Below are 20,263 nucleotides of genomic sequence, written 5' to 3'. Positions count from 1 at the left end.
GCCTGGATGCCGCTTTTTCACCCAAAAGGATCTGATTTTCGATGCTGTTCAACCTGAAAAAGTTCTTTGGCGCCATGCTGATGCCGCTGCCGCTGTTGATGCTGCTGATGGGGCTGGCGCTACTGCTGCTGTGGTTCACCCGCTGGCAAAAAAGCGGTAAGACGATTTTCACGCTGAGCTGGCTGTTTTTACTGCTTTTCAGCCTGCAACCGGTGGCCGACCGGCTGCTGCGGCCGATCGAAGCCGAATACCAGACTTATCGCGGCAACGATCCGGTCAGCTACATCGTGGTATTGGGTGGGGGCTATACCTACAATCCCGATTGGGCGCCCAGCTCGAATTTGCTCGGCAACAGTCTGCCGCGCGTGACGGAAGGCGTGCGGCTTTATCTTGCGCATCCCGGCGCCAGGATGGTATTTACCGGCGCGTCCGCCGGACGCATGCAAAGCAACGCCGCCACGGCGGCGCTGGTGGCCGAAAGTCTGGGCGTGCCGCGCAGTGATATGGTGATCCTGGGGGAACCGCGCGATACCGAGCAAGAGGCCGCTCAGGTCGCCAAGTTGGTCGGCGAGCAACCCTTCATTCTGGTCACCTCCGCCAACCATCTGCCGCGCGCCATGCGTTTCTTCAAGGCCAAGGGCCTGCACCCGATCCCGGCGCCGGCCAACCAGTTGGCGATCGACTCGCCGCTGAATATCTGGGATCGCGCCACGCCGTCGTCAATGTTCCTCGGCCATACCGAGCGCGCCTGGTATGAAACGCTGGGCAGCCTGTGGCAATGGCTGAAAGGCGCGGACCGCGCCGGCGCCGAGTAAGGCCCGTTCAACCGGCCAGCCAGGGCAGCAGCTGTTGCGACGCATAGTCGAACGGCCGCCGCTCCAGCTTGCCGGTATGGATCAAACGCCCCACCGCTTCCCACACCACGTACAGCCAGCGCCGCGCCAGAAAAGCGTCGGCGACCGGCGCGCGCCGCAGATAGCTGAACAGCAGTTGGCTGGGCATACCCGCCTCGCACAGGCGGAAAAGATCGTATTCGCGTGGCGCCCACAGCACCACGCCGGGATTGAGCATCGCCAGCAGTTGATCGCTTTTGGGATCTTTCAGCATGCTGCGCAGCGACAGGTTGCCGTGCACCAGAACGCAAGGATCGTCGAAGCCGACGAAAAAATGGGTCAGCGCTTCGCGCGTGCGGTACAGCAAACGGCGATCCGCCATGGTCAGCTGCGGGGTGGTGAGATTGACCACCGTCGCCCACAGCACTTCGACCCGCTGTTGATACCAGCAAAACCAGTCGTTCTCCTGCGTGCTGTCAACGCTGCCGACGCTGCCGTGGCTGTCGATGCGGTGCCAGGCCAATATCCCGTCAACGATCTGCTCCATCAGCATATTCCAGCGATCCGGCGAACGCGTCGGCGCTTCAGCCGACACGCCGCGCAGGCGCTCGATCAGCAGGATTTCCTTGTACGGCGCCTGGTGGGTACACACCACGCCGTACACCGTAGGCAGGCGAATATCCCCGTCGCGCGCCAGCATTGACAGCTTGTACGCCTCCTGCTGGGCGATACCCTGACAGATAAAGCTTTTCGCCATCAGCGGGATCGCGTTGCCCTGCCGATCGTACAGCGAATACATATGCGCATAAGGCTGCTCGCTCACCCGCTCCAGCCGGCTGATGGACTCACCCAGCACAATGCTCAGTTCGGCGCGTAACTGCTCCATAAGGCATTCACCTCAGGCTAATAGGGGGGATGCGTAACATCATCGAACGGTGAGCGGAAAAATTCTTCAACGCAGATCAACAAAACGGGGATCAATAATGGAGGGTATTACATCGTCGGCGCGTTGCGCGCCGCGCCGACGAACTCAGGCTCAAGGTTGAATGCTGTCGCGCACGCGCTGGAGATCTTCCGGCGTATCGACCCCCACGCTCGGGATCGCTTTCGCGGCCGCCACGTGGATTTTTTCACCGTACCACAGCACCCGCAGCTGTTCCAACAGCTCGATCTGCTCCAGTTGGCTCGGCGCCCAGCTGACGTAGCGGCGCACGAAGCCGGCGCGATAGGCGTAGATGCCGATATGACGCAGCAGGCTGTCGCCGATGCTCTCTTTCGACGCGGCGAAACGCTCGCGATCCCACGGAATGGTGGCGCGAGAGAAATAGAGCGCGTAGCCCTGCGCGTCCATCACGACCTTCACCGCGTTGGGGTTGAAAGCCTCTTCGGCGCTCTCGATCGGCACTGCCAGCGTCGCCATGCCGGCCTGGCTGCCTGCCAGATTATCAGCCACCTGACGCACGATCACCGGCGGGATCAGCGGTTCGTCGCCCTGCACGTTAACGATGATCTGATCGTCGGCAAAGCCGTAGTGCGCGATCACTTCCGCCAGACGCTCGGTGCCGGAATGGTGATCCGGGCTGGTCATGCACACTTCGCCGCCGGCGGCTTCCACCGCTTTGGCGACTTCAGGGTGATCGGTCGCCACGATGACGCGGCTGGCGCCGGACTCGCGGGCGCGCTCCATCACGTGCACCACCATCGGCTTGCCGTGAATATCGGCCAGCGGTTTGCCCGGCAAACGGGTTGAGGCGTAGCGGGCGGGAATAATAGCGATAAAACTCATGCGTGCTTCTCATCCAGCGACAGCGCACGCGCTTCATTTTCCAACAGCACCGGAATGCCGTCGCGCAGCGGGTAAGCCAACCCGTCCGCTTTGCACACCAGTTCCTGGTTTTCTTTATTGAAATAGAGTTTGCCGTTGCATACCGGGCAGGCAACGATTTCGAGTAAACGGTGGTCCATGCATCCTCCGCTAGGGGATTGGTCATCTGGGAAAGGCAGTGAGGATAGCATAACGCCCGGCCTCAGGTTAATCACCGGCGGCGCCAACCCACCGATATTTCCTCAGCGCGCCGGCGCAACAGCTTGAACTGCGGCGCATCCCGGCGTAGAATTTTGTGATACAAATCACAAAAAGGCCGTGATACGTGATCAAACGTCTGCATAAAATCATCGCTCTGTTCGCTAACTTCAGCCACTGAGCCCCTTTGTAACGAGCGGCGCTGAACTTCGTTTTACCCCACCGACGGCGTCGCTCGTTATCCCACTTCCCAGCCGGCACCCCATTCAGCGGCCAACGCCGCCGGAATGTCGCCCAGCGCGACGCGTTGCGCGCCGTGCCATTTGGCCATACGCGCGATGGCCTGCCGAATATCTTGGGCCCGCCGTTTGCCGAAGCGCACCCGCGGCTCCACATGAAAGCTGATGATCTCGAACACCCCCTGGCGGCGGTGCGCCTTGGCGTCAATGCGCCCCACCAGTTCACCCCGATGCAGCACCGGCAAGGTGAAGTAGCCATAGCGGCGTTTTTCTTTCGGCGTATAGCACTCCAGCCGATAGTCAAAGTTGAACAGCTCGAGCGCCCGGCGGCGATCCCAAACCACCGGATCAAACGGCGACAGCAGGCTGGTGACCGTCGATTTCAGCTTGCCCTGTTCCGCCAGCGGCAGCAATTCCGTCAGTGAGCCATGCACATAGAACTGCCCTTCCAGCCCCTCTACCCGCACCGGCGAAATCTCCCCCTGATCCTGCAGCTCTGCCAGCAAAGTTTTTGGCGCCACGCGTTTCAGCCGATAGTAATCCGCCAACCATTCGGCGCGGAAAATGCCCAGATAGCGGCAGGTGCGATGCAACATTTGCCGGCGCGCCCGCTCCGCAGGCAGCGCATGACGCGCATCGTCCCAGGCCGGCAGCAGCCTTTCGGTCAGATCGTAAACCCGGTGGAAGTTGCGACGCTCGGCCACCATCAGCTTGCCGGCGGTAAACAGGATCTCCAGATGCCGTTTCTCCGGTTTCCAGTCCCACCATCCGCTGTTGCCTTTCTTCTCGGCGCTGAAATCGGCGGAGCGCACCGGCCCCTGCTGTTCGATGTGCCGCAGCAGGTTGTCCATCGCCGCCTGGTGCTGCTGCACCCAGTCGGCGGAATATTTCCAGCCCATATCATGCGGCGCCAGCATGCGATGCCGCAGCAGACCAAAATCCTCGATCGGCAGGAAACAGGCTTCGTGCGCCCAATACTCGAACAGCTTGCGGCCGGCGAGCGCCTGCTCCAGCCATTCCGGTTGATAGGCCCCCAAACGGCTGAACAGCACCAGATACGGGCTGCGGGCGACGACGCTAATGGTATCGATTTGTAACAGCCCCATGCGCTGGATCGCGTTTACGACGTCGTCGGGCCGAGCCTGGCGTTTAAGCGGAGAAAGCAGCCCCTGGGCGGCAAGGTGCAGCGCGCGAGCGGCGGTAAGGGAAATTATCGGGGTGGTCATCCTGATATCCGTGACAAGTAGGCAATGGCCTGATAATAGTGGATATCGAGGGATTTATCTTCGCCAGTGCATGCGGGTGGCGACACCGGCACTGGCGAGGAAGGTGGATGCGATCAGAACGCGATAACGTCTGCCGCGGACAGCCCATGTGAGCTGCGATAGATCGAGAACTCGACGTTCTGACCTTCGTTCAACGACTTATTTTTGGTGTTGGCGATAGCGTTGCGATTGACATAGATTTCGTCGCTGCCATCTACCGGTGAAATAAAACCATAGCCTTCGGCCTGATTAAACCATTTCACGCGACCCATTTTTAACACAGTATTTTTAAACATAACTTATATCCTTTTACTTGAGCATCCTTGACAACGTCATTTTTTATATTGTCTGGACGCTACCAGCCCATCCTAAAGTTTTTCGTAACAAACCTCTCGTGAGCAAAAAATAAAAAAACCCGCACTAAGGCGGGCTTGTTGAACTTAATATCTTCCGCATGACTCAGCGCTGACGCATCACCATGGTTGTATTAAGATCTCTTATACGCGTTCCCTGTATTCTTACAGAGCAACTACGTTGGCGGCAGCCGGCCCGCGCGGGCTGTCCTGGATGGTGTACTCGACGCGCTGGCCTTCAGCCAGGGTCTTGAAACCGTCGGTCATGATTGCGGAGAAGTGTACGAATACATCTTTGCCGCCGTCGTTCTGCTCAATGAAACCAAAACCTTTGCTTTCGTTGAACCACTTAACCTGACCAGTCTTCTTAGACATTACATTTACCTTTAAATATATTTACAAAACCTGCCATAAGAGGCAATTGGGGCCGTTTCAGAAACATTACTTATGGGAGGTACTTAGAAGGTTCGTCTTTGAAGCGGAATCGGATGATAACGTTTTTGGAGGAACTGCTTAACTCTAAACTCGAACATAAATAGGTCTGGATTACAGGCCGACTTGCATTTACTCATAAAACTGGTGAATGCACAAGAGGTTTATTGCCTTAAATTCATAAATAAGCCGAATTTATTTTTATCTCCCTGAATATGCATGACTTAATTTAATGGTCGCCGCGGCCGAACCACCGCGTCTCTCCGCTCGCCAGGGCATCTTTTGCCCGTCTGTGCGCTGCAAATGAGAGCTGACGCATAAAACTCTAATATGCTTGCCACGTCTATAACAAATCCCAAACCAGATAGCTAAACTTGAGGGGAAAACAAGGCAGACGGCTTTTTCGCCAGCACTTTTGCCGCTAAAAACACGATTTTTCAGATTATGCTGAATCAAGGAGCTATGCGCATGACCGCCCAGCAGTTCGTTTCACCTAATGAAATCCGCGCCAGATTCTCTCACGCGATGTCGGACATGTATCAAAAGGAGGTGCCGCTGTACGGCGATCTGCTGGAGCTGGTGGCGGAAACCAACCGACAGGTTCTGCGCGAAGATGCCGCACTGGCTCATCAACTGCAAATTACCGGCGAGATAGAACGCCTGGCGATGGAGCGCCACGGCGCCATCCGGGTCGGCACCGCGGACGAGCTGGCCACCCTGCGCCGCCTGTTCCGGGTGATGGGCATGGCGCCGGTCGGTTACTATGACCTGTCGGTGGCGGGCGTTCCGGTGCACTCCACCGCTTTTCGCGCCGTACACGAAGACGCGCTGCAGATCAGCCCTTTCCGCGTGTTCACCTCCCTGCTGCGCCTGGAACTGATAGAAGATCCCGCGCTGCGTGCGCTGGCCGAGCGCTTGCTGGCGCGCCGCCGCATCTTTACCGATCGCGCGCTGGAGCTGATCGCGCTGCAGGAAGCGCAAGGCGGGCTGAATGAAGTGCAGGCGCAAGAATTTGTCGAACAAGCGCTGGAAACCTTCCGCTGGCACAACCAGGCGACGGTCAGCGCCGAAGAATACCGGCAGCTGCACGATCAGCATCGCCTGATCGCCGACGTGGTGGCGTTTAAAGGGCCGCATATCAACCATCTGACACCGCGCACGCTGGATATCGATCGTGTTCAGCAGGCGATGCCCGGCCGCGGCATTACGCCCAAGGCGGTCATCGAGGGCCCGCCGCGCCGTCGTCGCGCGATCCTGCTGCGCCAAACCAGCTTCAAGGCGTTGGAAGAACGCGTCGATTTCGTTGAGCATGACGGCCGTGCCGTCGCCGGCCACCATACCGCGCGCTTCGGCGAGATCGAACAGCGCGGTGTGGCGCTGACGACGAAAGGACGAGAACTCTACGACCGTCTGCTGCAGGCCACCAACGATGCGCTGCAGGGGCCGCCGAGCGAGAAGAATGCCGAGCGCTACTATCAACTGCTGGAGGAAAACTTCCGGGCGTTTCCGGATGATTACGCCACGCTGCGCGAGCAACAGCTGGCCTGGTTCCGCTATTTCCCGACCGAATGCGGCCTGGCGGCCAAAGAGTCGCTGGATAAGCACAGCACTCTGGAGCAACTGATCGAGAAAGAACACGTTCGCTTCCAGCCGCTGGTGTATGAAGATTTTCTGCCGGTCAGCGCCGCGGGGATTTTCCAGTCGAATCTGGGGGACAGCCGCCACGCGCAGTACAACGCCGCTTCCAGCCGGGCAGCGTTTGAACAAGCGTTGGGCAGTGAGGTGATCGACGAGCTGGCGCTATATCAGCAAACCCAGCAGCGTTCGCTGGAAGCCTGCGCGCAAGCCCTGGGGCTTGCCACGCTGACATCCTGAGGTTACTTGGTCAGCAGAGATTCGATATCCTGCAGCAGTTGCTCAGCCTGAGCGGACGGTAGCACCGCATCAACCGGCAAATACCACCAATTGGGCTGGGCAAAGGCGCGACATTTCACCGCGTCCTTCTCCGTCATCAACAGCGTTTGATCGGCAGCAACCAGCGCCGCCAGCTGCGCCTGCTGATATTCCTGATGATCGGCAAACGCCACTTCCTGCACCACCTCGACGTTCAATTTTTCCAACGTCGCGAAGAAACGCGGCGGATGGCCGATGCCCGCCATCGCTACCACGCACGGCAGCTCGGCCGCCGGGCGACGTTCACCGCTCAGCAGGTTCACCGCATCACGCGCCTGCAGGCGCATGGCAATTTCCCCGGCCTGCGCCACGCCGCCATTGGCGACGCGCGCATTGACGCTGCCAAGCCGCGCAGCACGCTCGCGCATCGGCCCGGCCGGCAACCACCAGCCGTTGCCGAAGCGACGCACGCCGTCGATGACCACCAGCTCGAAGTCACGCTGTAAAGCATAGTGCTGCAAGCCATCGTCGGTGACGATCGCATCCAGTGGCTGTTGTTGCAGCAAGGCCTGCACCGCCTCTGCTCGCTTGGGCGCAATCGCCACGGGCGCACCGGTCCGCTGATAAATCAGCACCGGCTCATCGCCCGCCTCGCGGGTCGAGGTATTCTGATTGAGCACCAGGGGATAGACCGCCGACTTACCGCCGTAACCACGCGAAACCACGCCAACGCGATAGCCCCGCTGCTGCAGGTGTTCCACCAGCCAGATCACCATCGGCGTTTTGCCGTTGCCGCCGGCGGTGAGGTTGCCCACCACCACCACCGGCACCGGCGCGCGCCAGCTTTTGCGCAGGCCACAGCGGTAGCTGAGGCGGATCAGCCAGCTGAACAGGCCATACAGCCAGGAGAGCGGCAGCAGCGCCAGATAAAGCAGCGAACCGCCGGACCAAATGCGCTCAATCATTATTGACCAAACTGCATGCGGTGCAGTTGCGCATAGGCGCCCTGCCGTTCAAGCAACTCGGCGTGCTCGCCGCGTTCGACGATGCGACCGTCCTCCACCACCAGGATCTCGTCCGCCTTCTCAATCGTCGACAGACGGTGTGCGATCACCAGCGAAGTACGGTCTTTCTGCAGCTCGTCCAGTGCGGCCTGAATGGCACGCTCGGATTCGGTATCCAGCGCAGAAGTCGCCTCATCCAGGATCAGGATCGGGCAATCGCGCAGCAAAGCACGCGCGATGGCGATGCGCTGACGTTGGCCGCCGGACAGCATCACGCCGTTTTCACCGATCACCGTATCCAGGCCGTTTTCCATCTTGTTGATGAAGTCCATCGCGTACGCCATTTCGGCCGCTTTCTCAATCTGCTCGCGGCTGTATTCGCTCTCGCGCGCATAGGCGATGTTGTTGGCGATGGTATCGTTGAACAGGTGCACGTTTTGCGAGACCAGCGCCACCTGATTACGCAGTGAGGCCAGGGTATATTCACGCAGATCGTGGCCATCCATCAGGATTTCGCCTTCCTGAATATCGTAGAAGCGCGTCAGCAGGTTGGCGATGGTGGATTTACCCGAACCCGAGCGGCCCACCAACGCCACAGTCTTGCCTTCGGCGATTTTCAGGTTGATATCACGCAGCGCCGGCGTTTCTTTAGCCGGATAGTAGAAGGTGACGTTGCGGAATTCGATGTCGCCTTTCGCGCGCTTCACTTCGCGGGTGCCGGTGTCTTTTTCCTGTTCCATATCCAAGATGGAGAACAGCGTCTGGCAGGCCGCCATCCCACGCTGGAACTGGGCATTGACGTTGGTCAGCGACTTCAGCGGACGCATCAGCGCGATCATTGACGAGAACACCACGGTAATGGTGCCGGCGGTCAGGGTTTCCATCACGCTTGGGAAGCTGGCGGCAAACAGCACGAACGCCAGGGCCAGCGAAGCGATCAGCTGAATGATCGGATCGGAAATGGAAGACGCAGAGACCAGTTTCATGCCCTGTTGACGCATGCGGTTGCTCACCGAGTTAAAGCGCTCGGTTTCCACCTGCTGGCCACCGAAGATCAGCACTTCTTTATGGCCTTTCAGCATCTGTTCGGCGCTGGTGGTCACCTGCCCCATGGTGTTCTGCATGTTCTTGCTGATGTTGCGAAAACGCTTGGACACCAGGCGAATGGCGATGGAGACGATCGGCGCCAGCACGATCAGGATCACCGACAGCTGCCAGCTGTAGTAGAACATCATGATGAACAGGCCAATGATCGAGGCCCCTTCGCGCACCACGGTCACCAGCGCGCTGGAAGAAGAAGACGCCACCTGCTCGGAATCATAGGTAATGCGCGACAGCAACGTCCCGGTGGATTGCTGATCGAAGAAGGCCACCGGCATTCTCATCATGTGGCCAAACAGGCGGCGGCGCATCTGCATCACCACCATGCCGGAAACCCAGGAAATGCAGTAGCTTGAAACAAAGCTGGTCACGCCGCGCATCAGCATCAGCGCAATCACCGCCAGCGGCATCCACACCAGCACGCTGCTGTCGGTTTTTCCAAACCCATCGTCCAATAACGGTTTAAGCAGAGACAGCATCAGCGTGTCCCCCGCTGCGTTCATAATCAACGCAATGGCGGCCACAATCAGCCCGGTCTTAAAAGGAGTGATCATCGGCCAGAGTCGACGGAACGTCTGCCAGGTCGAGAGATCTTTATCATTCATCATGCAAATACCAGCATCGGAAGAAATAGCGGCCTATTTTACTCATTATCGCCCTCTACGCCAAACCGCTGATGGTACCAACGGGGCATTAATTGTTCGCGAAAGCCTTTAATTTGCCAATCGTTGTCGAAAAAAAGCACCGACAACTGGCCGGAGCGCGTCGTATCGTGCCATGTAATGCCATTTGCCCGATATCGGGCGACCACTTTACGCGCCGGCAAACGCCATTTACCGTAACGAGATGCGGACGCCAGCGCAGCTTCGGGATTAACCGCGCGCAAAAAAGGCGGTGTTGAGGAAGTTTTGCTGCCATGGTGCCCCACCTGCAATACCGTGGCCATTAAGCGGTCGCGCCGCAATCGGAGCAGCTGCGCCTCCGCCCTCTTTTCCGCATCGCCGGTGAGCAGCAGACTGTATTTCCCGTCGTCGATACGGATCACGCAAGAGTCGTCATTAACCGGCCTTTTGAGCATTTTCGGCGGCCACAGCACCTCGAATTGCAACGACTGCCAGCGCCAACGCTCGCCGGCGATGCAGGGTAAATGCCCTTCCCCGCGTATCGGGCTGCGCACGGTAGCTTGCGGGAACGCTCGCCGCATCGTCGGGAGCCCGCCGATATGATCGAGATGAATATGGCTGATAATGATCTGCTCCAGCTCAATGCCCCGCCAGTTCAGCATCGGCAATATATGCCGTTCTGCGGCACTGCCTGTCGCCCAACGATCGCCGGTGTCGTACAGTATCCCCTTGCCGTTTTGCTCGATCACCACCGCCAGGCCGTGCCCGACATCGAGCATGTCGACTCGCCAATGGTAATCCGGTGCTTTACCTCGCCATAACACGCAGCATATGGCTATCGCTGCCAGTCCAGGCGCATAGCGCCACCACCAATGAAAGCGCCAACAGATAACGAGAAGCCATCCCGACGCGCTGGCAAGCAACGAGGCGGCCCCCAAATCCACCCAACCGCGCTGCAGATAATTTAACGGCACAAACACCCATCCCAATGTGAAATCCGCCAACCACCAAAGCCCGTAACTTAGCGAGGGGAAGATGCCGCAAATCAACGCCAGTAAAATCAACGGCACCGTCACCAATGAGACGATGGGCACCGCCCAGAGATTGGCCGGCAGCGAGGTCAACGTCAGGCCCAGAAACAGCGCGGCCTGCATCGGCACCAGCAGCAACGTCATGCCTAGCTGAATATGCAGCCAGCGCACCGGAGCCCAATACCACGCCGAACGAAATCGCTCGCCGAGCGGTGCCCACTCGAACCAAAAAATCAGGCACCCCACCGCCAGTACCGACAACCAGAAACTGTCTGACAAGACCGCCAACGGATCACAGAGCAAAATAAGCCCGATGCACCACAGCCACACTTGCCATGAAGAGCAATGCACGCCGCGCAAACGCAGCAGCATCCACAGCGTCATCGCCAACGCGGTACGCACCGCCGGCGGCTGGGCGCCCACCAACCAAACATAGATCAGCGTCGCCACCCAGCCCGCGATCAACGGAAAACGATAACCAATCAGATGGGCGGGGAGGAAAAACTGCAGAGCGCGCAGCACTGCCCAGAACAAAATGGCGACCATCGCAACATGTAACCCCGATATGGCCATCAGATGAGCGATACCGGTTTTCAACATCAGCGTGCGCAAAGCCTGTTCGAGCGCGGTTCTTTCCCCAAACGCCAACGCCAGCAACACCGCCTTGTAACGCAATTCACCAATGTTGGCTTCAGCATGGCTGATAATGCGCTGGCGCAGGCCGCAATTCCCCTCCAGCAAGCGCGCCTGCCTGACCTGAGCGGTCAACGGCTGGCGCTGTGCGATCGCCCAACGTTGGCTGTCGAAGCCTCCTTCATTGAGCTTGCCATGCACCGGCCGCATGCGCAGTTTCAATTGCCAACGCTGCCCGGCACACAGCCGTTGCTCTTTCGGAGCCCATGTCGTGGTAAACGCCAGCGCAGGCGCCAGCCAATGGCCGTCGACCCGCTCGATGCGCATCAGGGTCTGCTTACTGACGGCAGGCTCCAGTGCGACGCTGCTTATCTGCACCACCGCCGTCACTTCCGGCACGCGGCTTAAGCGATCCATTTGCCCGAGCAGGCTTCCGGCGTTGAAAACTGCCCATATGAATCCCAATCCCAGGCAGGCCAAATAACGGCAGAACGGCCAACGGGTGCGCAGCAGTAAACCGGCGACCAGCAGCATCGGCCACAGCAACCATTGCTCTGGCAACTGCGGTAAAAGCAGCAGCGGCAAGATGCCGCAGATAACGGCGAATATCGCCAGATCCAGCGAAATTTTGATCGCTCTTCTCCCATCGGCTTCACCATGAGCAAAAACGCATCACGAAGAGCAAGCAGGATTATTCAAGCGACATGTCGCCGCCAGCGGGCTTTAGTGAGGATGCGGCGAGCACGGCAGGATAAGAGAGGCTTATGCAGCAGCCACACCGCAAATGCGGCGCGGTACGCAATTCACAAGCAGAGCTCGGGGAATCGCAGGCGAAAAAAAACGGCGCCTTAAAGGCACCGTTTTATATTCTTTACAAGCAACAACGCTATGGGCAGTCAGCGACTAGCCATAGATATTGGCGCGGTCACGCAACTCTTTGCCTGGTTTGAAGTGAGGAACGTACTTGCCGTCCAGCTCGACTTTGTCGCCGGTTTTCGGGTTGCGGCCTACACGCGGGGCACGGTAGTGAAGAGAAAAACTGCCGAATCCGCGGATCTCAATGCGTTCGCCCTCGGCCAGCGTTGCGGCCATGTGCTCAAGCATCTCTTTCACTGCATCCTCAACGGCCTTCGCCGGAATATGAGATTGCTGGCCAGCAAGTCTTTCAATAAGTTCAGACTTGGTCATAGTACCTCCAAGCTTTGCAGCTAAACTACCGTATCGGGGCGGTCAGAGACCGCCCCCCGTCATTACTCGCCTTTAGCCGCTTTGAAAGCTTCAGCCATTGCGTTAGAGAAGTTGCCTTCTTCCTGTTTGTTGTTAACAGTTGCGATGGCGTCTTTCTCGTCAGCTTCGTCCTTAGCACGTACGGACAGGCTTACAACGCGGTTCTTACGGTCAACGCCGGTGAATTTGGCTTCAACTTCGTCACCTACGTTCAGAACCAGAGTTGCATCTTCAATGCGGTCGCGAGAGGCTTCAGATGCACGCAGGTAACCTTCTACGCCGCCTGCCAATTCAACTGTAGCACCTTTGGCGTCAACTGCAGTGACTTTACCAGTAACAATAGCACCTTTCTTGTTCATAGACAGGTAGTTATTGAACGGGTCTTCAGCCAGCTGCTTCACGCCCAGGGAGATACGCTCGCGCTCTGCGTCAACTTGCAGAACAACCGCTGCGATTTCGTCGCCTTTCTTGTATTCACGAACTGCTTCTTCGCCTGCAACGTTCCAGGAGATGTCAGACAGGTGAACCAGGCCGTCGATGCCGCCGTCCAGGCCGATGAAGATACCGAAGTCAGTGATAGACTTGATTTTACCTTCAACGCGGTCGCCCTTGTTGTGGGTTTCTGCGAACTGCTGCCATGGGTTGGATTTGCACTGCTTCAGGCCCAGGGAGATACGACGACGTTCTTCATCGATGTCCAGAACCATCACTTCCACTACGTCGCCCACGTTAACAACTTTGGACGGATGGATGTTTTTGTTGGTCCAATCCATTTCAGAAACGTGTACCAGACCTTCAACGCCTTCTTCGATTTCTACGAAGCAGCCGTAATCAGTCAGGTTGGTTACACGACCAGTCAGCTTGGTGCCTTCTGGGTAACGTTTCGCGATAGCAACCCATGGATCTTCGCCCAGCTGTTTCAGGCCCAGGGATACACGAGTACGCTCGCGGTCGAACTTCAGCACTTTAACAGTGATTTCATCGCCAACGTTGACGATTTCGCTTGGGTGCTTAACGCGTTTCCAAGCCATGTCAGTGATGTGCAGCAGGCCGTCTACGCCGCCCAGATCAACGAATGCACCGTAGTCAGTGAGGTTCTTAACGATACCTTTAACTTCCATGCCTTCCTGCAGGTTTTCCAGCAGTTGATCGCGCTCAGCGCTGTTCTCGGATTCGATAACCGCACGGCGAGAAACGACAACGTTGTTGCGCTTCTGATCCAGCTTGATGACTTTGAACTCAAGCTCTTTGCCTTCCAGGTGCAGAGTGTCACGTACCGGACGCACGTCAACCAGGGAACCTGGCAGGAACGCGCGGATGCCGTTCAGCTCGACGGTGAAGCCACCCTTCACTTTGCCGTTGATAACACCGGTTACAGTCTCAGCTTCTTCGTAAGCTTTTTCCAGCGTGATCCAAGCTTCGTGACGCTTAGCTTTCTCACGGGACAGCAGGGTTTCACCGAAGCCGTCTTCAACAGCATCCAGAGCAACGTCAACTTCGTCACCAACCTGGATTTCCAGCTCGCCCTGGGCGTTTTTGAATTGCTCAGCCGGGATGGCAGACTCAGATTTCAGACCGGCGTCAACCAGTACGATATCTTTGTCGATAGCAACAACGACGCCACGAACGATGGAACCCGGGCGGGTTTCGATTTCTTTTAAGGATTCTTCAAAGAGTTGAGCGAAAGATTCAGTCATGTTGTTAATCTTCAGGGTTCTTTAGTTTAACGTCCATTTAGCGTCCCGCCGAATGGGGTTGTTTCACATACCCCGCCATTGGCTCCATGCCGACAGGGTTTAAGGTTACAGGGGTAAAATTTTACCCGATATATTGCGATACCGCTATGACAAATATGACAAAAAGCCAATAGCGCCGCCGCGCTTATTGCTGCGGCAACGCCAACACTTTCTGTGCATACGTCAACGCCTGCCGGATCACTTCTTCGATCGACATGCTGGTAGAATCCAGCACGAGGGCGTCAGAAGCGGGCACCAGAGGCGCGATAGGCCGATTACGGTCACGGTCGTCCCGTTCCTTTATCTCGGCTAAAAGACGTTCAAAGTTAACATTAAAGCCCTTCTCCTGCAACTGCAGCATGCGGCGATGCGCGCGCTCCTCCGAGCTGGCGTCGAGGAAAATCTTGACCGGCGCGTCCGGAAACACCACCGTGCCCATGTCGCGGCCATCGGCAATCAGGCCGGGCGCCTCGCGGAATGCGCGCTGGCGGCGCAGCAGCGCCTCGCGCACGCGCGGAAACGCCGCCGCTTGCGACGCGGTGTTGCCGACGGTTTCGGTGCGGATCTCATTGCTGACGTCCTCACCTTCCAAAATCACCTGCAGCTTGCCGTCCTGGGCAACGAAGCGAACATCGAGATGTGCGGCCAGCGGAACCAGCGCTTCCTCAGAAGTGATATCCACCTGATGATGCAACGCTGCCAGCGCCAGCACGCGATAGATCGCGCCGGAGTCCAGCAAACGCCAACCCAGAGACTCGGCCAACGCTTTACACAGCGTGCCTTTGCCTGCGCCACTTGGTCCATCAACGGTTATCACCGGGGCTGTAGCCGTCATTTCTCTCTCCTTCAGGTAGAAAACCTCACAGAGACACGGCGTGCTTCGACTCGAAGCCCGTGCGCTCTGTCACCTGCCCAATCAGGGGCAAATACGGTGGCGTATTATACGCTGCCCTACGGCGATCTGTTACCCTGGAACTGTCCGGTTGTTGAAAATAAGCGCACAACCGCGAAAAAGTATAGAAGAAATGCCGGTCGCCAAAGGTTAAAAATGATAAAGGCCCACAAAGGGGCCTTAAAATAAACGATTTGACGGGTTACGCCGGCTGGCTGATGCGCGCCAGCTGTTCGAAATAGTCCGGGAAGGTTTTCGCGGTGCATTTCGGATCGAGAATGGTGACCGGAGTATCCGACAGCGCCACCAGCGAGAAACACATCGCCATGCGGTGATCGTTGTAGGTGCCAATCTCGGCAAACTGCAGTTTGGCCGGCGGCACGACGTGAATGTAGTCTTCCCCTTCGTCCACTTCCGCCCCCACTTTACGCAGCTCGGTGGCCATCGCCGCCAAACGGTCGGTCTCCTTCACCCGCCAGTTGTAGATATTGCGGATGGTGGTCGGCCCCTCGGCGAACAGCGCCGCGGTGGCGATGGTCATCGCCGCGTCCGGAATGTGGTTCATGTCCATGTCGATGCCGCGCAGTTCACCGCGGCTGCACTCGATGAAATCGTCGCCCCAGGTAATGCGCGCGCCCATTTTCTCCAGCACGTCGGCAAACCTGGTGTCGCCCTGCACGCTTTTGCGGCCGATGCCGGTCACGCGCACGGTGCCGCCCTTGATAGCCGCCGCCGCCAGGAAGTAAGAAGCGGAAGACGCGTCGCCCTCAACCAGGTAATCGCCCGGCGCGATATACGTCTGGCGCCCCTGGATATGGAACACCCGGTAGTTGTCGTGGCTCACCGATACGCCGAAGGTGCGCATCAGATGCAGCGTGATGTCGATGTACGGCTTGGAAACCAGCTCGCCCTTGATGTGGATCTGCGTATCCTGCGGCGCCAGCGGCGCAGTCATCAGCAACGCGGTCAGGAACTGGCTGGAGACGCTGCCGTCAACGGTGACGTCGCCACCCTGGAAGCCGCCGCGCAGGCGGATCGGCGGGTAATCGGTCTGCTCGAGGTAATCAATCTGCGCCCCGCCCTGGCGCAACGCGTCCACCAGATGGCCGATCGGGCGCTCTTTCATGCGCGGTTCACCGGTCAGCACCACGTCGCCTTCGCCGAGGCACAGCGCCGCCGCCAATGGGCGCATCGCCGTCCCGGCATTGCCGAGGAACAGTTCCAGAGGCCGATCGGCCACCAGCGGCCCGGCTACGCCGGTCACTTCGCACAGGGTGCGATCGGCGGAAAGCTGGTAGTTCACGCCCAACGCCTGCAGCGCGTTCAGCATATGACGCACGTCGTCGCTGTCCAGCAGGTTGGTCAGCCGGGTCGTGCCTTTCGCCAGCGCCGCCAGCAGCAGAGCGCGGTTAGAAACGCTCTTCGAGCCGGGTAAGTTGACGGTGCCATTGACCAGGGCGACCGGTTGTAACGTCAGGGAATCCACCATGTGAACAAAACTCTCCAATTCTGATAAACGAAACGGCTCCGGAATAATGCCGGAGCCGCTTTAATGCAAAAGGACAACAGCCTGAGGCAGCCCGCGCCTGGCGGGCTGACGGAATCAACCGTGACGACGTTCGAAGTCGGCCATGAAATCGGTCAGCGCCTGCACGCCGGCCAGCGGCATGGCATTGTAAATAGAAGCGCGCATGCCGCCAACTACCCGGTGGCCTTTCAGCGCCTGCAGGCCGATGGCCTCGGCTTCACTGAGGAACACCTTGTCCAGCGCCGCATCGGCCAGTTGGAACGGCACGTTCATCCACGAACGGTTGGCGATCGCCACCTGGCTGCGGTAGAAGTCGGATTTATCGATGGTCGCGTACAGCAGCTCGGCCTTGGCCTGATTGCGTTTTTGCATCTCCACCAGGCCGCCCTGCTCTTTCAGCCATTTGAACACCAGCCCGGACAGGTACCAGGCGAAGGTCGGCGGGGTGTTGAACATCGAGTCGTTCTCGGCCAGCACGGTGTAATCGAGGATCGACGGCACTTCTTTGCGCGCCTTGCCCAAAAGATCGTCGCGCACGATCACCAGAGTCAGGCCGGCCGGGCCGATATTTTTCTGCGCGCCGGCGTAAATCACGCCGAAGCGGCTGACGTCGAGCGGGCGGGACAGAATGGTCGAGGAGTAATCGCCGATCACCACCTTGTCGCCGAAGTCCGGCGTTTCATCGATGGCCACGCCGTCGATGGTCTCATTCGGGCAATAGTGCACGTAAGCCGCGTCGTCGCTGAGCTGCCACTCTTTCATCGGCTTGATGCCGCTCAGGCCGTCGATGCGTGTTTTCACGTCGATGACGTTCGGGGCGCAATACTTTTCCGCTTCCTTGATGGCGCTGTGCGCCCAATAGCCGCCGTCGATATAGTCGGCGGTGGCCTTGTCGCCCAGCAGGTTCAGCGGCAGCGCCGCGAACTGCGCGCGGGCGCCGCCGTGGCAAAACAGCACTTTATAGTTGGAGGGGACTTTCAGCAGATCGCGCAGATCCTGTTCCGCCTGCTCGGCAACGGCGATGAATTCTTTGCTGCGGTGACTGATCTCCATCACTGACGTGCCCAGCCCGTGCCAGTTGCACAGTTCCTGTTCCGCACGACGCAACACTTCCACCGGCAGCATCGCCGGGCCAGAGCTAAAATTATAAACCTGAGTCATTTCCCCTCACCACATTCACTGTTCGCCGCAGAAAAGCGACCTGTCGAAAAGACGCCCGAAGTTAACGCTCGCGTTAACCAACCCATCGGTTTTATCACTCACGCCCCATGGCTGCAACGCTTATTCGCCCATCGGCGGCAAACGGCCGCGCCGGGTGATGACAGGCTCTGCGGCCGTCGCGATTGTTTGGACGATAAAACCCTGTGACATGGGGAAATTCAGCGGGTTAACGCGGTGTTTTATGCTGTATTCAGCCAAGATGGCTGCGAGAGCCCAGCCGGCCCCCGCAGGAGAGAAAACGATCAGTACTGATTGAACATCTGCTGGATCTGCTTCGCGTCTTTGGTTTGCGTCAGCGCCAGCTGCAGCAGTATGCGCGCTTTTTGCGGATTCAGCGTGCCGGCGGCCACAAAGCCGTACTTGGCGTCGTCCACTTCCGCATCTTCGGTGGTGGCGCCGGTCGGCACGCGCGATGAGCGCACCACCGCCACACCATTGTGCGCCGCCGTCGCCAGGGTGTCGAACACGGTTTTATACAGGTTGCCGTTGCCGACCCCGGCGCTGACGATGCCCTGGTAGCCTTCGGCGATCAGCGCCTTGGCCGGCGCATCGGAGGCATTGGCATAGTTGTAGATGATGCCGACCTTCGGCAATTCGTTCAGCTTGCTGACGTCGAACGGCGTATCCCGGGTATGCTTACGCTGCGGCGAGCGCTGGTAATCGATCTTGCCGTTGTGGATATAGCCCAGCGGGCCGTAGTTCGGCGACTGGAAGGTCTGCACGGCGGTGGTGTTGGTCTTGGTGACGTCGCGCGCATCCAGCACGGTGTCGTTCATCGCCACCAGCACCCCGCGGTTGGCCGATTGCGGATCCGCCGCCGTCACCACCGCGTTGTACAAATTGAACGGGCCGTCGGCGCTCATCGCCGTCGCCGGCCGCATCGCCCCCACCAGCACCACCGGCTTGTCGCATTTCACCGTCAAATCGAGGAAATAGGCCGTCTCCTCCAGCGTATCGGTGCCGTGGGTGATGACGAAGCCGTCGGTCTTGCCGCAGTCGGCGTCAATTTTCTTCGCCAGCGTCAGCCAGACCTGATCGTTCATGTCCTGCGAGCCGATGTTCACCACCTGCTCCCCCTGCACGTTGGCGATATCTTTCAGCGCCGGCACCGCATCGACCAACGCCTCGACGCCCAGCTTGCCTGCGGTATAGTTGGATTTCGTCGCCGACTCACCGCCGCCGGCGATAGTGCCGCCGGTCGCCAGCAGGGTGATGTTGGGCAGCGCCAGCGCCGAGGCGCTGACGCCGGTCAACAAGAGGGTTAACGCGCTGAGTTTCACTGATTTCATTAGATTTCTCCGTGACAGATAACTCGCTGAATTATGGCGCCTATCCTTAAAAAAACTGTGACTTTGCCGCCGCTTTAGGAATGACGCAAAACCCCGTATCTGCGCCGTGATGCGGGCAGCAGGCTATTTGAGGTGGGGTTTAGCATTGAGAAGGTGTCGCCCAGGCCACCGGCCATCGCAACTTGAATCTGCTTTGCCAGGTATACACTGAGTTATACCCTCAATCGCTGAATGAGAAATTGTAGAGTGGATTGATTTAATTGCTATACGTTAGTCAACCAGAACACACAAAAATATTATCAATCGAAAAATCGAATTGCAGGCATTGAAAAATGCCTGCTTAACGATTGACATTTAACAACCGCTAGAGCTAGAGAAATAAGTCATATTAAAATTACACCATCCCATGGCTTGCACATCTGCAACAGAAAAACTACCGCTAGCGCCTAAGTCAGAATTAAAGTTAGCATTGTAAGACCCGATACCTACATCTATATTTGGAGCCGTTTGATAGCCGTTCTGAATTCCATTGTAAATTTCTCCGGCCGCATACCCGCCGAGGGCCCCAGCATAGGGATTACCGCCACCGAGCCAAGTACCGGCGACAGTGCCGGCCAGTTGAGCTATTTGTTCACCGCCCGCACCTGTAACTCGATTAATTTCACTCAAATTAAGTTCTTTCATCTTTACGTTCCTGTAAATTTAAGTTAAACAATGAAAAAACAAAGCCCACAATAAAACAAATGCCAAAAATCACGATAAAGAAATAACTTCCATCATGAACACCTTCACTAATATAATTTACAACACTGAATATTGAAAAAATATATAACGAATTTCTTAACCATCGTTTATAAAAAGCACTATCTAATGAAAATTTCATTTTATACCTCTATAACTGTCATCTCCCCTAACCATGATAATTAATGAGAAAACTAAA

General features: G+C 57.7%; 18 protein-coding genes and 1 pseudogene. 3 read left to right on the top strand and 16 right to left on the bottom strand.

The genetic code is table 11. The features are described 5' to 3' along the window. Positions 1–41: 41 nt before the first annotated feature. A complete protein-coding gene (elyC, locus tag ACJ8HH_RS04385) occupies positions 42–815 on the top strand; it encodes an envelope biogenesis factor ElyC (RefSeq protein ID WP_033646606.1) in 774 nt (257 codons plus the stop codon). A 7-nt stretch (positions 816–822) separates the two neighbouring features. On the opposite strand, the gene ACJ8HH_RS04380 is transcribed toward elyC, so the two are convergent. From ACJ8HH_RS04380 to cspE, 6 genes are all read right to left on the bottom strand, one after another. Then, the gene (locus ACJ8HH_RS04380) at positions 823–1,719 is read right to left on the bottom strand and encodes a YcbJ family phosphotransferase (RefSeq protein ID WP_033654240.1); all 897 of its coding nucleotides are present in this window, start codon (positions 1,717–1,719) and stop codon (positions 823–825) included. Positions 1,720–1,869: 150 nt separating this feature from the next. Continuing rightward, positions 1,870–2,619 carry a 3-deoxy-manno-octulosonate cytidylyltransferase gene (kdsB, locus tag ACJ8HH_RS04375; protein WP_442520215.1) on the bottom strand — a complete coding sequence of 250 codons (750 nt, stop codon included), beginning with the start codon at positions 2,617–2,619 and terminating at the stop codon, positions 1,870–1,872. Continuing rightward, on the bottom strand, positions 2,616–2,798 hold the full coding sequence (locus ACJ8HH_RS04370; RefSeq protein WP_004928237.1) for a Trm112 family protein: 183 nt from the start codon (positions 2,796–2,798) through the stop codon (positions 2,616–2,618). The genes kdsB and ACJ8HH_RS04370 overlap by 4 nt, the downstream gene beginning before the upstream one ends. Positions 2,799–3,094: 296 nt before the next feature. Continuing rightward, on the bottom strand, positions 3,095–4,321 hold the full coding sequence (locus ACJ8HH_RS04365; protein ID WP_048321413.1) for a winged helix-turn-helix domain-containing protein: 1,227 nt from the start codon (positions 4,319–4,321) through the stop codon (positions 3,095–3,097). A 113-nt stretch (positions 4,322–4,434) separates the two neighbouring features. After that, positions 4,435–4,656 carry a cold-shock protein gene (locus tag ACJ8HH_RS04360; RefSeq protein WP_004928241.1) on the bottom strand — a complete coding sequence of 74 codons (222 nt, stop codon included), beginning with the start codon at positions 4,654–4,656 and terminating at the stop codon, positions 4,435–4,437. Between the two features lie 222 nt (positions 4,657–4,878). After that, complete coding sequence (gene cspE / locus ACJ8HH_RS04355) at positions 4,879–5,088, bottom strand: transcription antiterminator/RNA stability regulator CspE (RefSeq protein WP_019454537.1); 210 nt, start codon at positions 5,086–5,088, stop codon at positions 4,879–4,881. A 525-nt stretch (positions 5,089–5,613) separates the two neighbouring features. On the opposite strand from cspE, the gene hglS reads away from it, so the two are divergent. Next, complete coding sequence (gene hglS / locus ACJ8HH_RS04350; protein ID WP_033637856.1) at positions 5,614–7,020, top strand: 2-oxoadipate dioxygenase/decarboxylase HglS; 1,407 nt, start codon at positions 5,614–5,616, stop codon at positions 7,018–7,020. 2 nt (positions 7,021–7,022) lie between these two features. Here the strand turns inward: hglS and lpxK are convergent, their stop codons facing one another. The 9 genes from lpxK to ansB all read right to left on the bottom strand — a co-directional run bounded on the left by lpxK (position 7,023) and on the right by ansB (position 19,323). Then, positions 7,023–8,003 carry a tetraacyldisaccharide 4'-kinase gene (gene lpxK / locus ACJ8HH_RS04345; RefSeq protein ID WP_060419720.1) on the bottom strand — a complete coding sequence of 327 codons (981 nt, stop codon included), beginning with the start codon at positions 8,001–8,003 and terminating at the stop codon, positions 7,023–7,025. Then, positions 8,003–9,751: a lipid A ABC transporter ATP-binding protein/permease MsbA gene (gene msbA / locus ACJ8HH_RS04340; RefSeq protein ID WP_021504329.1), complete on the bottom strand. Its 1,749-nt coding sequence runs from the start codon at positions 9,749–9,751 to the stop codon at positions 8,003–8,005. The genes lpxK and msbA overlap by 1 nt, the downstream gene beginning before the upstream one ends. 35 nt (positions 9,752–9,786) lie before the next feature. Then, a complete protein-coding gene (locus tag ACJ8HH_RS04335; RefSeq protein WP_080377022.1) occupies positions 9,787–12,057 on the bottom strand; it encodes a ComEC family protein in 2,271 nt (756 codons plus the stop codon). A gap of 276 nt (positions 12,058–12,333) precedes the next feature. Beyond that, a complete protein-coding gene (gene ihfB, locus ACJ8HH_RS04330) occupies positions 12,334–12,618 on the bottom strand; it encodes an integration host factor subunit beta (RefSeq protein WP_004928264.1) in 285 nt (94 codons plus the stop codon). A 62-nt stretch (positions 12,619–12,680) separates the two neighbouring features. Further along, positions 12,681–14,354, bottom strand: coding sequence for a 30S ribosomal protein S1 (gene rpsA / locus ACJ8HH_RS04325; protein ID WP_004928267.1), 1,674 nt, complete (start codon positions 14,352–14,354; stop codon positions 12,681–12,683). A gap of 184 nt (positions 14,355–14,538) precedes the next feature. After that, positions 14,539–15,228 carry a (d)CMP kinase gene (cmk, locus tag ACJ8HH_RS04320; RefSeq protein ID WP_004928270.1) on the bottom strand — a complete coding sequence of 230 codons (690 nt, stop codon included), beginning with the start codon at positions 15,226–15,228 and terminating at the stop codon, positions 14,539–14,541. Positions 15,229–15,487: 259 nt separating this feature from the next. Beyond that, entirely contained in the window at positions 15,488–16,774 is a 1,287-nt protein-coding gene (gene aroA, locus ACJ8HH_RS04315) for a 3-phosphoshikimate 1-carboxyvinyltransferase (RefSeq protein ID WP_033654246.1), read from the bottom strand. A 114-nt stretch (positions 16,775–16,888) separates the two neighbouring features. Continuing rightward, the gene (gene serC, locus ACJ8HH_RS04310) at positions 16,889–17,974 is read right to left on the bottom strand and encodes a 3-phosphoserine/phosphohydroxythreonine transaminase (RefSeq protein ID WP_033637853.1); all 1,086 of its coding nucleotides are present in this window, start codon (positions 17,972–17,974) and stop codon (positions 16,889–16,891) included. Between the two features lie 302 nt (positions 17,975–18,276). Further along, positions 18,277–19,323, bottom strand: a complete 1,047-nt coding sequence (ansB, locus tag ACJ8HH_RS04305) for an L-asparaginase 2 (protein WP_043147148.1) — start codon at positions 19,321–19,323, stop codon at positions 18,277–18,279. Between the two features lie 99 nt (positions 19,324–19,422). Here ansB and ACJ8HH_RS04300 point away from each other — a divergent pair. Further along, positions 19,423–19,568 (top strand): annotated as a pseudogene (locus tag ACJ8HH_RS04300) (site-specific integrase); the annotation flags it as partial. A 109-nt stretch (positions 19,569–19,677) separates the two neighbouring features. Here the strand turns inward: ACJ8HH_RS04300 and ACJ8HH_RS04295 are convergent. Then, a complete protein-coding gene (locus ACJ8HH_RS04295; protein WP_071883793.1) occupies positions 19,678–20,007 on the bottom strand; it encodes a hypothetical protein in 330 nt (109 codons plus the stop codon). Positions 20,008–20,263 lie beyond the last annotated feature (256 nt).

It is taken from the genome of Serratia sp. CY32780 (genome assembly GCF_052169135.1).
Lineage (GTDB): Bacteria > Pseudomonadota > Gammaproteobacteria > Enterobacterales > Enterobacteriaceae > Serratia > Serratia sarumanii.
The sequence above is the reverse complement of the archived record's forward strand: the minus strand, read 5'-3'. Positions and strand labels throughout refer to the sequence as shown.